This window comes from Paenibacillus tengchongensis, from assembly GCF_008973665.1.
Classification (GTDB): domain Bacteria; phylum Bacillota; class Bacilli; order Paenibacillales; family Paenibacillaceae; genus Paenibacillus_AQ; species Paenibacillus_AQ tengchongensis.
In genome coordinates this window covers 81,318-96,115 of sequence record NZ_WACP01000013.1, presented here as the reverse complement: position 1 = coordinate 96,115, position 14,798 = coordinate 81,318, and the positions used below count along the sequence as shown (strand labels likewise).

The 14,798-nt window shown below is 37.8% G+C and carries 15 protein-coding genes; all 15 read right to left on the bottom strand.

Annotated elements, in window-relative coordinates:
* Window positions 1-2 precede the first annotated feature (2 nt).
* Window positions 3-1,160, bottom strand: coding sequence for a non-hydrolyzing UDP-N-acetylglucosamine 2-epimerase (gene wecB / locus F1381_RS20715; protein ID WP_151736753.1), 1,158 nt, complete (start codon window positions 1,158-1,160; stop codon window positions 3-5).
* A gap of 340 nt (window positions 1,161-1,500) precedes the next feature.
* Window positions 1,501-2,253: a DUF4652 domain-containing protein gene (locus tag F1381_RS20710; RefSeq protein ID WP_151736752.1), complete on the bottom strand. Its 753-nt coding sequence runs from the start codon at window positions 2,251-2,253 to the stop codon at window positions 1,501-1,503.
* Window positions 2,207-3,442, bottom strand: coding sequence for an N-acetylmuramoyl-L-alanine amidase (locus F1381_RS20705; RefSeq protein ID WP_187355484.1), 1,236 nt, complete (start codon window positions 3,440-3,442; stop codon window positions 2,207-2,209). Before F1381_RS20705 ends, F1381_RS20710 begins: the two co-directional genes overlap by 47 nt.
* Before the next feature lie 686 nt (window positions 3,443-4,128).
* Window positions 4,129-4,320 carry a hypothetical protein gene (locus F1381_RS20700; RefSeq protein WP_151736750.1) on the bottom strand — a complete coding sequence of 64 codons (192 nt, stop codon included), beginning with the start codon at window positions 4,318-4,320 and terminating at the stop codon, window positions 4,129-4,131.
* Between the two features lie 256 nt (window positions 4,321-4,576).
* Window positions 4,577-5,287, bottom strand: a complete 711-nt coding sequence (locus tag F1381_RS20695; protein WP_151736749.1) for a hypothetical protein — start codon at window positions 5,285-5,287, stop codon at window positions 4,577-4,579.
* 36 nt (window positions 5,288-5,323) lie between these two features.
* Window positions 5,324-6,481, bottom strand: a complete 1,158-nt coding sequence (locus F1381_RS20690) for an AlbA family DNA-binding domain-containing protein (RefSeq protein ID WP_151736748.1) — start codon at window positions 6,479-6,481, stop codon at window positions 5,324-5,326.
* 258 nt (window positions 6,482-6,739) lie between these two features.
* Window positions 6,740-7,537 carry a TIGR02391 family protein gene (locus F1381_RS20685; protein ID WP_151736747.1) on the bottom strand — a complete coding sequence of 266 codons (798 nt, stop codon included), beginning with the start codon at window positions 7,535-7,537 and terminating at the stop codon, window positions 6,740-6,742.
* An 81-nt stretch (window positions 7,538-7,618) separates the two neighbouring features.
* Window positions 7,619-8,359: a hypothetical protein gene (locus F1381_RS20680; RefSeq protein ID WP_151736746.1), complete on the bottom strand. Its 741-nt coding sequence runs from the start codon at window positions 8,357-8,359 to the stop codon at window positions 7,619-7,621.
* A gap of 35 nt (window positions 8,360-8,394) precedes the next feature.
* On the bottom strand, window positions 8,395-8,559 hold the full coding sequence (locus F1381_RS28430; RefSeq protein ID WP_187355483.1) for a hypothetical protein: 165 nt from the start codon (window positions 8,557-8,559) through the stop codon (window positions 8,395-8,397).
* Between the two features lie 410 nt (window positions 8,560-8,969).
* Window positions 8,970-9,464 (bottom strand): hypothetical protein, encoded by a 495-nt coding sequence (locus F1381_RS20675; protein WP_151736745.1) that lies wholly within the window; start codon window positions 9,462-9,464, stop codon window positions 8,970-8,972.
* A gap of 166 nt (window positions 9,465-9,630) precedes the next feature.
* Window positions 9,631-10,533 (bottom strand): ATP-binding protein, encoded by a 903-nt coding sequence (locus tag F1381_RS20670; RefSeq protein WP_151736744.1) that lies wholly within the window; start codon window positions 10,531-10,533, stop codon window positions 9,631-9,633.
* 159 nt (window positions 10,534-10,692) lie between these two features.
* Window positions 10,693-11,841: a helix-turn-helix domain-containing protein gene (locus F1381_RS20665; protein WP_151736743.1), complete on the bottom strand. Its 1,149-nt coding sequence runs from the start codon at window positions 11,839-11,841 to the stop codon at window positions 10,693-10,695.
* Between the two features lie 15 nt (window positions 11,842-11,856).
* A complete protein-coding gene (locus F1381_RS20660; protein WP_151736742.1) occupies window positions 11,857-12,561 on the bottom strand; it encodes a hypothetical protein in 705 nt (234 codons plus the stop codon).
* A gap of 298 nt (window positions 12,562-12,859) precedes the next feature.
* A complete protein-coding gene (locus F1381_RS20655) occupies window positions 12,860-14,131 on the bottom strand; it encodes a DUF6602 domain-containing protein (protein ID WP_151736741.1) in 1,272 nt (423 codons plus the stop codon).
* Window positions 14,132-14,287: 156 nt separating this feature from the next.
* Window positions 14,288-14,797: an HAD family hydrolase gene (locus F1381_RS20650; RefSeq protein ID WP_187355481.1), complete on the bottom strand. Its 510-nt coding sequence runs from the start codon at window positions 14,795-14,797 to the stop codon at window positions 14,288-14,290.
* Window position 14,798 lies beyond the last annotated feature (1 nt).

The window sequence follows — 14,798 nt, the reverse complement described above, 5'->3', positions numbered from 1 at the left end:
TATCAGGCATAAAATTGTTCAGGAACTTCAGAAATTAACCCAAAATGATGGGCAATAAATTGTACAATACGTCTCGAAGCTTCCCCATCACCAAAAGGATTTACGGCATTTTGCATGGTGTTATAAAAACTTTCATCCGTAAGAAGTCTCGTTGTTACCGCATAGATGTCCTCTTCTTGCGTTCCTGCGAGATAAACAGCCTTAGCAGAAACAGCCTCGGGCCGTTCCGTCGTATCACGCATTAGAACAAGTGGTTTATGAAATACAGGAGCTTCTTCTTGCAAACCACCGGAATCACTTAATATTAGATAAGAACGGGATATCAAATTTATCATATCAGAATAATTTATCGGATCAAGTAAATGAATTCTTTCATGCCCCGATAGGGTTTTGAAGGCCGTCTCTCGAACGATTGGACTCAAATGAACTGGATAAATAATTGAAATATCAGGGTGGTCATCGGCAATACGTCTTATAGCACGAAACATTTGGAGCATGGGAACGCCATAATTTTCTTTTCGATGGACTGTCATTGTTATGATTCTGCCCTTTTGATTTAGAATCCGAGTTAACTTTCCTTCGTTAAACGTATAATCTGAACGATTCGTCTTTATTGCAGCATCAATAGCCGTTTGACCTGATACAAAAACATCGCTCTCGCTGAAGCCTTCTTTAAGCAGGTTATCTCTGCTATTCATTGTGGGTGCAAACAAAAAATCGGTTACCACATCGACGAGTTTTCTGTTTATTTCTTCCGGCCAAGGGGAGTACTTGTTGTGTGAACGTAATCCTGCCTCTATATGACCGACCTTTATTTTATGGAAGAAGGCGACCAAACCGCCACACAATGTGGTTTGAGTATCTCCGTGAATTAATATTAGATCTGGTCTTTCTTCGGAAATAATTGAATCTAATCCTGTAATGGCTGCAGATGTAATATAGGCGAGCGTTTGTTGTTCTTTCATAAGGGTCAGGTCGATATCCGGTTGGATATCAAAAGGAGAAAGTGCTTGATAGAGTTGCTCCTTTTGTTGTCCTGTCACAATCACCTTCGTTTCAAACCACTCGGGATGACTTCTAAGTTCCTGGACTACTGGTCCCATTTTGGTTGCTTCTGGTCGGGTTCCGAAAATCACCATTATTTTTTTGCGTTGAGCCATTGTACGTTCCCCCTCTTAATTAGTGCACTGTAACCAAGAGTAAGGGATAACCTTACGTCATATGCAAGGGGGAAATTGCGAAAGAAAAAAGGCATAAATACGTCAACACGTGCTTAGTGGTACCGTACAATATGGTCTTGGGCGATCCTAGCCCATTGATCCAACGAAGTGTCCCAGAGGTTCTGCAGACTTGCATTGTTTTGGACGTTGCATGAGACATAGATGGATTTCCCCTCAAAAAGCGAAAGTGAAGCGGCAGCCGCTTCCGGTAACCTTTCACCTCGGGCAGAGCCTCAAGTGCTCTTTATATTCAGTGCTTGTTCATCCAAAAGGTGGTTTGCTACCCGGGGGTACCCTCTGAGATGAAATTCGTAATGTCCAACGTCTTGATTTCTGAAGCATGGTCTGTACTTTCTTCATTATAAGTCACGATCTCAAACGAAATGGATTTCCCATTCACTATCTTTAAATCGCGTAAGTCTTGATTGTTCTCAGCTTGAAAGATCTGCTGGAGTTTATTGTCTTTAATATTTAATAAATAGAGGGTATGGTTTGATGAAATGGTTCCAATCGTATCCCCTATTAAAATAACCAAGTTGCTGTTGTCGACCCAAAGTACATCTTTGGCAGAATTCCCTTTTCCGGCTTGGTCTTGATTAAATATTTTCTTCTTCTCATTGATTAATAGATCATATAACCATACGTCTCCAGCCATTTCAAATTCAAAGGGAGAAATAAATGCAAGTTTTGTTTTATTAGAGCTGATTTCCGGTTTAGAAGGATAATCATCTACCCTGCTAATTTCTTCCCATTCGCCTTCTCTTTTGATTTTTATGAAAGGAGGCTCATTCTCTGGATATAGAACACTCTCATCCATAATGAGCTCTGACGAAGAGTTGATTGAACGCTCATTACTGCAGCCAACTAAGAACAGACTAATAAGCAAACAAAGAGTAAGTGCACTGCGCAACAAAAATATCCCCACCTTTGAAAAACAAAAATTGGTAATGCGGCTTAATGCCGCATTACCTTTTTTGAGAAGAAAATTAATAATACCAGTATTCACCATACTGATCCCAATATCGGATTCCAACACCGAGATCCTCTGCCAAGGTCTGACGGTTAAAATCGGAGGAAAGATACGTAAGGTCAGAGGTATTAGACATAAAGGCTGTTTCCGTTATTACGGCTGGCATCGTTGTCCATTTAAGCACACCTTTTACATCGCTATCACTCATAGGATATGGCTTAGCATACTGACTCATGTCATTTGTTACAAAATGATGCATCCAGTAAGCAACGTCCTTACTCTGTGCAACGTCATGGTTGTTGGGATACAGAGCCGTTGCACCTTTAGCAGAAGAATTTGAAGCACTATTGTTGTGGACGCTTATAAACAGATCCGCATTATTGTTATTTGCAAATGCATACCGGTCATTAATCCCTACAGCTACATCCGTTGTGCGAGTCATAAGAACGGTGTATCCGTTAGTTTGCAGATAATTTTTCAGATGCAGCGCCATCGATAAATTAATTGTTTTTTCTGAATATGTGGTTGACCCTAATTGTCCTACTGCACCCGGATCGGAGCCCCCATGTCCTGGATCAACTACTATTGTGGTAACTGAGGGATTATAGGCTGCAAGTACCTGGAGTTGGCTTGCTGTAAACAAGTCCTGTTGATTTGCATCATCTAAGAAGGATTCCTGCTGCTCCTTAGTCATGTTTTTAAAGGAATCCTTCACTTTATGTAATTTCTCTGTAAGCTGATAGGGGAGAGCCTTATGTTCCTTCGCTTCAACAACTGGGGAAAAATATTCCGTTCTGGTTAGCCTGCTAAATTTGAAGGTGTCATCCGGTTGACCATCAAATGTAAAATTCACTTCAGAAATATCCCCGAATTTGAATACGTTATAAATTAGTATATCCATTACAACATCTGCAGCATAACCAGCGTCGTTTACAATAGAGTTAAAATTGCCAGGCAGATCGACAGTTGCAACCCCTTGGGTAAGGGTAACATCGTTCACTTGCAGTGTAGGCGGGAGTTCATTAAAGCTGTATTCCGGTAAATTCTCTCCAGAAATTAAAGCGTTCAATGCGTATACGTACTCATTATCTTCACTTGCCGGGATAGTGATCGTTACTGGGTCATAGCTCCAATCCCCGTTAATGTAATGTATATTCAGAGAGTCCACTCGTTCGACCGGTTGGGCCGATACAGCCCCAACTTGAACGGAAAGCATCAATAAAATTACCCCAGTCGCTAACATCTTCCTCATTCGCACATACCCTCCCATATAAATTGAAAAATGGTTGTCGTCAACATCCCTTGAAGTAGATTACTTTCAACAAGATTTTTGATGCACGCAATTTCAAATTATAAGAATTAAGCTGACAATAATAGATAGTGTGCGCTTTATAGCACCCCCCCTTCATCATTAAATGGTTGATCCTCAACGCTTGTCCACCCCCTGCAATTGGTTAATCGAGGGGGATACAACTAAATCCTACCATGAACCTTTTGTCGAAGTAACCTTTAATCTGTCGGACTTCCGAATAAACTTAAGAAATAAGGCAGCCATGGCAGCATCAATACGACGATAAATATCTGCCATGCTCTCCGATCCCGCCAACCAGGCACGGCCGACAAGTTGGAGCATCCGTTTTCCCCGCGCAAGGATAAACAAGACAAAAAGACGCTCCGGCAGAGTTAGCCGAGCGTCTTCCTTTATGTTGAATTATCTCCATTTACTAGCGGTGTTTCTATATCATTTCTCGATTTGTATCACTTTTAAATCCCATGATATAGAAGTACTTTTGAGCCTGCATCAATTTTTGACCAACAGCGCCACCGACTCCACATGTGTTGAGTAAGCAAAGTCAACACATACATTATTTTAAAATCGGGATGCCTAAACCGAGTTGCCATGTGTAAACAGTATTGGGGAGCAATTAAGCTCATAAATTATTTCTGTTGATTTCTTGCTCCTGGAACAAATTCATCCCGGCACCATTTAATGAAATTACCTGAGTGAAGGAGATAGGTCTTAGCAGTATTTTCAGAAATTAAGCCATTGCTCAATTTGTCGGACACTTCCTTCTCATATTCTTCAAATAATAATTCCATTCGCTTCATAATATCCGTTGGCACTTTCATAACTTCTCCTCCATAGTATCGCTTTTCTCAATTCTCCGTAATTTATGAAGCCATTTAAAATAAATCAATGGCCCCCTATTCTGACATGTTCCATTAAACCGTTACCACATAAGCAGTGAGATTTTTAAACGTTCCAAACAATCCTATGTAAAGCTAACGAAACCTTTTTTCTCACTTGTTTAATGAATCGGTTGAAACGCTCTTTCAGCTCGTCTTCTCGGTTATATGGCGGTTCATGAACTCCCCCTTGGAATTTTTAAGACAGCGATCTATACTTAGCAAATCGTTCATGATTGGCAAATCCCTCTCGGTACTTCTGGTTCAATACGACAGCTTGAACGAATCTCTTATAGCTCTCCTCGTTTTTGGTGGCAAAAGAACATTGGTCAACCGCATGATACCATAAGTCAAAGATTACGCTTGCAAGATACCCGATTTCCCAAAGTAGTGTCCTTTGGATTAATTCATCCTGCTTATCAAAGAAACCAAAGTGCTCCTCCTTTTTGAGTGAGTTGAACATATTGCCATGTGCATAGAATTTGTTGATCATGTCCTTAACCTGCTTAAGTCGGAGCGAATGAGAAGGGAACTGCGTGTTCACGTATTTGAAAGAACGATCTAATGCTTTCTGAATGGGTTTTGCTCCGTCTTCATCTTGTCCGAGGAATTTATCATATTCCGGTTCAAATAACGAATAGGTTGCCAAACATGCCTTCTCAATTGCTTGGCGTTTCATTAACTTGGATTGTGTCTCATGTCTCCTAAGGGATGAAAGTAAGCAAAGAAGCAGATCATTTCTGACTTGCCTGTTTAGTAGATAGTAGCTGCCTGCTCTCCTGTCCTCAGAAATCACAACATCCGATAGAAGCAGGATCAATTCTTCAACATTTGAAAGAATATCTCGATTATTTTGTAATGACTCCATAAGGATTATTTCTTCATGGTAAATTAAAACGCTTAAATCCATAATCCCCCTCCTGAAGCAACAAGTGTCCTATCCTCTTCATCGAGTAATTTCCCGGAACTCTTGAAGCATTTGATTTAGTACTTTCCCGGTTTTCAACCGAATCACGACTTGTTCCTGCTGACGTTGAGTGTTAGCCTCAATCCAAGACCAATTATCATCTAAAGCTTCCAATTGATTTAGAAAATCGTCTTTATGGTGGTGGATGTACTCAAGAAATGTATCCTTCTCCTGCATGTTTTCAAATAATAACACGACCTCAAAAAATCTTCGCCTCGCATAACTTTGTTCGAAGCTATCCTCATCATATAAGAACTCATTCAATATGTAGTGCGGACTATCCTTTGTAAAATACTTCATTGCATAATCAGGATTAGATTTATACACTCCAAAAGTGAAAAACTCCCACTCAGGGACAGGGGTACTATACTGAGCGCTGTCAAGGAGTGCAACCTGTCTACCGTAAAGTTGAGTACCAAAATATTTGACACTTAACATTTGATACATGGTTGAAGAGTTGGTCATTGCGTACGCATAGAACTCGGAGCGTACTTCTCTCCTGTCCTCTTCAAACTCATTTGTAATTGTAAACTCAGGATTGTAAATGTTATAGTAAGTGTCCCCATCTTGCTTCCATTCATCCTTGTTCTCAAGCCGTTTCATTATCTGCTCGAAAGGAGAACGAGTTAGCAAAAAGCGCTTCTTCCAAAGGTACTCGATGTTGTTGATGTCCGCACTTCTATCTATGTCGGTATTGGTATCGCCAACGCGGGTGTAGATATGGTTGGCGCGAACTGTTCTGTTTCCATCGGAGTAACGGTCAGTCAGGAAATAAGGTGTGTCGGTGCTATTCTTAACGATCAGGATATCAATTTCGTGGCCAGCCAGCTTTAATGTTCGCATCTCAGCACGTGGCCGGATGCCGGAAACGAATTTCTGAGATTTCAAAAAGTCGATAATCATTTGCTGATTTTTTCGATTATTGTCATTTTCAACCCCGATTACCTTGAAGGTCTTGTCTGCAATACCGAAGATGATATAGGCATCCCGATCAACTCGGTTGTTTGCCATGCAGATGATGTCGTGCAGTAAGTCAGCTTTATTGTTATGATGCTGCTGTTTGAAATCCCAGTAGTCATCTTCACGTTCAGATAAGATCAATGCTTTAATTTCTTCTTCTAAGTGGATACCCCGCAAACGATCACCTTCTTTGTTGAGTTATCATTTATACTCTCATCTGGTAAAAATCAATATTTAAATATGTAGGGCAATAGACTTGATCAGTTCAGAACGAAAAGGTGTCTTATTTTTCCTAATATCTAAACACTTCACATACTCTTCTATTTTGAAATCCAATAATATTTACACTGGTCCAAGCATCAATCACGACTTGGTTTTTAAAAATATCGTGTTAACTGTATTCTGGTACTCATAAATGTCACTCCTCTGATAAGCTTAACTATTCTCAATTCTGCGCAAAACATATGATGCTAAAGTAAATAGGTCTATAGCATCCTCTTCTGACATGTTCCATTCTATTTTAGCAGAGTGCGCTGTAGGATTTCTAAAGGTTCCAAACAAGCCCTTGGTCAGACTAACAAATCCCTTCTGTTCACTGATCTCAGATTCAGATTTATAACCATTTATTTTAATTAGAGGATCATTCCCCGTAAACGCTTCATCAACAAGTTTTGCTCCATCACTTACCAAACCAGTCCTACTTCTAATCATCGAAGCAATGCTCTTCGTAGCTTCTAAGACTGCGTGAAAGTAATTATTCTGAAGTAATTCAGGTTTACAATATTTAAGAAGATGTGGGTGCAGTTTTCGGGATGCTATTTTTTCTGATAGTCTTGATACTCTAATTTCAGCTTCGCTAAGAGTGTTTGCTACCTTCACTTTATGAAACTTCCCATCTTCCTTGTACTCTAGTCCACGAAAAATTAATATTTTATTTATCCGCTCCAGTACATCAAGATATTCATCTAATTGACCTGCGTATCGACTTGGGGCTAGAGCTTTCGTAATAAAGGATAACACACAATTTCCTGATTGAGTTTCATTCTGCCGATTCGCGAGGGCATTGTACAATCTTTTCCACTTAGTCATAAGTGGATCGGTATCTTTATATTTCAATGTTTCTAGATAGTGCCCAATTTGAGATCCAGTAATTCCGTTGTTGGTATCAGCAATTATACGGCATAACGCTTCTAGTTCTACATCTTTAAATGAACTCAAGTTTAAATTTACCATATGCTTTTCACCTCATTCCGTCATTCTATTCACCCATATAGTTCCTAAACTAAGGCCTATCTTGTCTAAGGTAAAGGTTAATTACTTTTTCATGATTAACACTCTCTCAAAATGTATATAGCTTTGCTTGGTAACATCGAACAAATAAACATTCGTAGGATAATGATGATTTTCATTATCTTCTGATAGAACAAGTTGTGTAGGTGATAATGAATACAATACATGCAGGTACCTTTTATCTACATCCTCTGGAGTTGGTGAAACCACATACCCCCAATGCCTTTTCATATATCCTAATAAATATGTCATCGCCTTTATAAGAACACATGTTAGTATAAAAAACTGAGCTATACAGTATAGAATATCTCCTACAAATTCTACTTTGGTCTTTCCTGAAGTGAAAAATGTGTCGCTCAGAACCATTGAGTATATTACAACGTTTAGAAGCACAACAACGAAAATCAACCGTAAAACTTTCTTCTCAGAAATATTGTAAGGTAAGCCGCTCTTCTTCTCCTTGAAATGTTTGATCAAGCAAACAATACCTACTATGATGAGCCCAATCAAATAAAGAACTGCTAGAATCCCGGAAACAGCTTCAGTATACTTATAACTTTTTACCTGGAAGTAAAGAGCCCCTAAAATAACCCCATATATTACAAAAATCACAAGCAGGAGTATGAAGATACATAGAGTCTGCAAAGCCTTCTGATGTTTAGGAATAAACAGTTTATCAAACTTACTTGAAGTTAAAGTTTTAAAAACAAAGTTTATTGCAAGGATAAGAGTACTGCTCAGTAATAGCTTCAGAAAAAAGTCCATGTCATTCTCCTTTTATTAACTCTATAATTAATTTATTACTTCTCCTTGCGAATACCCTTGAATTTACCACCAGAGGTTTTCTGATCCATGATACGTCCAGTGTCTGGATTACGCTTTGCCCAGTTCCCGTTAGGAGTTTTAAATTGAGTACGTTGTTTAACTGCGCCCTTACGAAATCCACTACCTGTATTTTTAGCCATGTTATTTCTACCCTTCTCATCTAAATTCTTTTGATTATTCTGCTACGAGTTTTTCTACTTACTCTCCTTCTCCGTTTTCTTTTTTTCAAGATATGCTTGATGTTGCTCTTCCGAAACTTCAAAACAAATTGCTTTAAGACCCAACTGTGCTGCTGTTACAATGGTTCCGTCTTTTCGACGAATAGACTTTCGACAAATTAACATGTCTTATCTCTCCCTTTAGTTTTATATTCTGTAATAATCAAACCTGAGCATTTATTCCGAAAAAGGGTCACTTCCGATGTACATTCTAATATTGGTATCCCCGTTTTCAAATTTTATTTTGAAAACGAAATTTCAAAAAAAAGAACTCCACATGGATTTCAATTCCTATTTTGAAAACCCTTTTTAATTAAAGGGGAATTCTCCCCTTAGAACAAGCTACTATATACAAATTGTCTGCCGCCCTCTTCGAGCTGCTCTTCTTGCCGCTGCAACAACCTCTGATCATGAAGCTTAATAAGTTGTGTGCTAACTGAGTTATTTTTCTTACCAAGCAAATCAGCAGCTGTCCTAGCTGTAATTTTCTTATGCTGATAAGCCAATTCCAAAAGATCTTTTGAGGCATCGCCAAGATCACCAATAATTTCTAATGATGTTTCGGTTTGAGCGACCAAAACCACTTCTTCGCCCTGCAAGCTCTTTTGCAAATTGTATAAATGATCTTCTTCGTCATTGAGATTAATTAAATACAAATACTTATTGTGGGTTTTGGACTCTTGTAGAATCCATTTCAATGGCTTGATAATCACTTCATCAATTCCAGACCCATTCATACCTTCTACCTGCTCCATATCATAGAACAAAATTGATCCATAGGGAGCTTCTTCGATCTGCTTCATGACCTTCTGGTTCAGCGGAATCATTGACCTTCTTCCGATTAAGCTTACCTTCGTGTCAACAGCAGGAAGTAAGTTAACCTTTAGCATAATGATCCACCATTCTTAGTAGATTTGAAGGAATGATTTCAATTCCGGATTTGAAATCGTCCTTGCTATTAATTTATACTACCTTTAGGAAGATGTCAACCCCTCACACATTAATTATTATGTAATAAAAGGTTCCTGGAAAATATCTTCCCTTATCCAAAAGTTCTAACCGATTTTCGTAAATACGATACATGCTATCATGAGTTCTCACATAGAACTCTGCATCTGAAGACCAACCAAATGCAGTTCTGCGCACATTATTAAAACCTTTACCCCGATCCTGCTCAGGGAAACGACTGGCTCTCGTGAAAATAGCCTTTTCTACAATTTTGTCATTTGTAGATCCTACAGAAACATGATCTCTAAGAGAGTCGACAATTCCCCGGCCAGTATCACAAATTGCAATCTCGACCCTGCCTGGTTGAGTGCTCGTTTCTTTGTAATACTGTACACAGGAATAACATTCAGCATCACTTATTTCATCTGCATGTTCCACGGCATTCTGTGCCAATTCAGTCACAATTTCTGTAATATCTGAGATCCTATTAATATGAAGCCCCTTTCCCTTCATTATCCTTTTTATTGACCGCCCCAACTCTTCAATATCTCTATCACATCGAGAAATACGTAATTCATCAAGTTCTTTTTCTTTGCGATTACGATTTCGGTTATAGTAGTAATCCATGTTGATCATTTTCTCAAACGACAATTTCACATCTTCAGGACATGAATTTAGAAAATTCATCCGTTCCATATAACCAACAATGTCGAACTTGTCAGTTCTAGAGTCGAACTTCGGTGGTATTGTTTCTAAATAGTAAAAACGATCTAAATAGTTTAACGTGGACAAGAGCACTGTAAATCCTGCAGGCGTTAACCATTTTAATTGTCCTAAATCTACCTTTAATGGACCATATTCTACTACTTCATCAAATATATAAGCACATCTATCCAGCCATGAGTGAATATGAAAGATATTTTTGAATTTCTCTGCGGATTCTAACAATAGTCGCTTCTCCCAGCCTTTTAGTCTGTAATATTTTCCATTTTACTCCGATCTAACGCCTGGGTCAAAACCTTATTTCCCAGAAATCAACTCTATCAGTGCGGCGCGTATGTATAATCCATACATACATTCAAAAAAAAATGCATAAACCTCTGAAGGCTATGCATCTTTTGAATTGTTAACGATTAGCCTAAGCGTAGGCTCAATCTCTTTCAGTTTAAGTGAACCTTTTTCCATGGTACAAAGCATTTCGATAAATTCTCGTGGCACACCGATCTCATTTATAATTTGTAACTCATTTTTAAAATTATTCTGTAGCAACATCTTAATTCCTTTATTTAATAAGATAGGTTTAGGAATCGGAATTACATCATCTAACGGTTCTTTTGATCTCATCTTGTGAATGGACATTTGCTTCAATAGAGAAGTATATCTGCTCTGATCAATTATTCCTAATTCTTGAGCTCGATATAACATGGCTGCTATTGATACTTTCCAGTACTTTTTTAATTCTATAAAGTGAATTAACTTTGTCGAAGTAACTGTCTTTTTAAATGCCTTTTCAGGTAGTAGTAATGCTGATGCAAAGCGGTTCGCCTGATTCTCAATGATCTTGAATTCCTCTCTGGAGAGGATGTCTTGGTTATGAATGTGACTGTGCATCAAACGATGGCCAATTTCATGCGCAGCATCAAATTGTCTTCTAGCAGCAGACTCCTTATCATTCCCTAAGAAAATATAGGGACGTCCTTTTCTGGATTGACAAAATGCGTCTACTTTCAAGCTCTCCATATCAATAGAAAAAACAACGATGCCGTTTCTTTCCATAAGATTAACAATATTATTGATAGGATTTTCTCCAAGTCCCCAGAACTGTCTGACATGCTCTGCAAGTAATTCTATAGCATCATTATCCCATTCTTCCTGGTCAAATGAAGAAAGATCAGGCAAGTTTAATTCGGGGAATTCAATGTACTTTTGCAGATAATCATATATATATCCTGCAAGCTTTGATTTATTATATTGAATTTCCTTATTCTTTTTCGTTGCTGCTGCAGATGCCCTAAAGAAAGTATTACCTATGATATGTTCTTCATAAGTCTTATAAAAAAAACTTTTGGGGAAATCCAACTCACGAATAATCCCCATCATTGTGCTTGGCTTTGGTTCATTTTCTCCCAGTTCATATTGAGAAATAGCTTGTTTAGAAAGGCCTACTCTCGACGCTAGCTCATTGATACTTAGGCCTCTTACTAAACGAGCCTCCTTAAGTCTAGCCGGAATGATACCTTGATCTTCTTTGAACATAATACTTTCCTACTTTCATACTGACGGATCAGATTTGAGTTTCAGAGGAATATCCTCGTCAGTTTGATGCGCTGTCTCCTTAAATGGTATCTTGATATCGTCACTGTATTCATAAACATTAATCGGTGTCACATTGTCCAAGCTATTACTTAATACCATGCTCGTTGTATCCTCTAAAAATATCCAATCCGTATGATCAGGCAGTAATGCACCTTCTCTAATTGAACCATCAAAAGGATCATATGCAACAATTAAACCAAAGGGGTAACTATCCGTGCCTAACGGATGCATTGCCCTCTGGTATTGAATATCAATATCTGGGGAGTCCTCAGGTAACCCTTCCTCAATTAACCTTGGGATGTTTGAGACAGAAAAGTTCTTTCTGTACGTACTCGCACTGTCAAACATGTCTTTTTTAGTAGCTAACGGTAAGACAAGGATAGAAATATTTCTTAGTTTCTCCCTTAATACTATGTAGGGATGGAACCCTGATTTTTTCTTCTCAAATTCGATTTGCAAATGTGGATGATTCTCAATAGATTTTGTTACCTCTGTATTAACAAGGTCATAACGGTTTTTAGGAATTGAAGTATCTGTTACTATATCAGAGAATAGTTCTAGGTATAACTGATGCCGCTTAAACCCTTTTTGTATACCTTCACATATAACTGTTCTCTGCTCCAAAAGAAGCATGCATTTCTGATATATATCTGCACTCATAATTTATCCCTCCCGTTTGTCGATGCCCTTAATACTAAAGTATACCAAATATCGTTTTTTGTCTAGTTAAAGGATTAATTATTTAAAAATGTAAAGTTACACTCTGTTTTATGATTGATTGTCACCCTTTAAAGAGAGAATTCAACTTGTCAGATCATCAAAAAAAGCAGGTTAAAACTCATTAAAGAAAATTACCCCGCCCGTTCGAGACTCTATTTGATAGCTAGATCACCTTGCTAACCCTATTTACATCGTGAATCATTTACAAAGTATAGCCTTCTCCATTATGTAATCTAATCTATTCGTCCTTATCTTGCATCATTTTATTAACCCAATTAGTTAATCTGCCTGATTTATTCTCTGCAGCGTACCACTTACCGTCAAAGGTAACAATTCCACACTGATCGGTTAACAAATAAAATGTATTCTTCTCAAATGCAGAGAGTCTCTTTTTGGATAAGCTCTTAATAAGGTCCTCTAATTTTGTCTCATTCTCATCTAACCATTCCAAGAAACCTGGTTCCTCAATATTAAGTTCATTTTGCATGCAGAGCCAATTTATCACAAAAAACTCCACATCATCTAATTCTTCAGGTTCCCATTCCCTAAATAGGGGATCATGATCTAACCCCTCCTTGGGGATATAAACATATCTTGTTTCCCAGCCGATCTTATCATCCTTCTTAGCGGCTTTTGTCAGTAGAAATGGATGAAAACCTTCTATATCAAGATCTTCTCCAAAGATTTCATCGCTTAGGTCGTATTTATAGCATAACTTTGTCCAAATAAACTCTAGAAGTATTAAAAATGGATTATGTGTTGATGAACCATAAAAATTCCAATTACCGTCTCTATCTAGAGGACTTATATAAGGCATAGCATCGAGCTTTGCCATAACACTGTTATTACATATGATAAGATCAGGGAAAATTGTTGGACTAAACCCCTTTATACCTAAATTCTTTTCTAAATATTTAAAGAACGCTTCTCTCAGGGCAAATTCGGACGAATAACCATAATAACCAAAAATAATTCTAACCGGCATCATTTCTTCTATCAGTAAGCTATGGTATATCATTTGTTCATGTAAAGGTAATTCTCTCACTTCTTCATAGTCAGGGAGTTCTTTCTGAACTATATGTCTAAATGCATCCCTAAACGCATTCATATTGAGTAACTTATTATCTGGTTCAGTTATTGAGTAAATTTTCCGCATTTTATCATAAGCGTCTATCAAGTCTTCCTTATACAATGTTTTTTTAACTTCAATAACTGCGATTACTTGAGAGAGATCATAAATAAATTTGTCTGTGTAAGGAATAGCTTCTCCTTCCCCTTCGACTATCATACAATCTATTTCACTACTAAATTCTCCTAATTCATTTCGTATCTTTCCAGATGCAATTCGTATATCTAATCCTTGAAATAGTGCCTTATTTAGAAGATTCGCTGTAAGTCCTTCATACATATCACCAATTGTAGGGCCGTGTTTAATGATATCGTATTTTTTCAATAGTTCTTTTTCCTTACTCATAAGAGAGTTCAACAGATCGGCTACGGTAGTAATCAATGCAAATCCACCTCTCAACTTTATTATCCTTCTATTATACTTGGATAAAACGTATCCTTTGAGAAAATAAAAGTGCCACATTACTAATTTAATGTGGCACTTTCTGATATTATCGGCTAGACAATAGACAACTCTACTCAGACCTATAAGAAGGCATTAAGATATAAATTGGTTACGTAAAAAATTAGACATCTCTTCTATTGTCTCAAATAGATAGTCTGGATTACTGGCAATTAATGCCGAACGATCCTTAGCTCCCCATAAAACTCCAGCAGAAATAACACCTGCATTTCGGGATGCAATAACATCATTTGGGTCGTCACCAATAGACACAATGGACTGTTTTGGCAATCCTAGTTTTCGCACGGCAAGGTTGATTGGATCAGGATGTGGCTTTCTTTTGGTAGTATCGTGAAAACATACTGTAAACTGCGTGTTCCAATTCCAATGCTTGATTATCCTGTTACAATATGAAGCTGGGCTTGAAGTAACAATCCCATATGGTACTGAATTAAGATTTAATTCTGTCAACAATTCATGTATCCCTTCAAATGGTGTTAGTTTGGGAACCATTTCATACACAACATCCCATTTTCGAGCCGTTCTATATTGTTCTGCAGTATGAGATTCAATTAATGTTTGATCTAAATCAAATATAATTCCCACA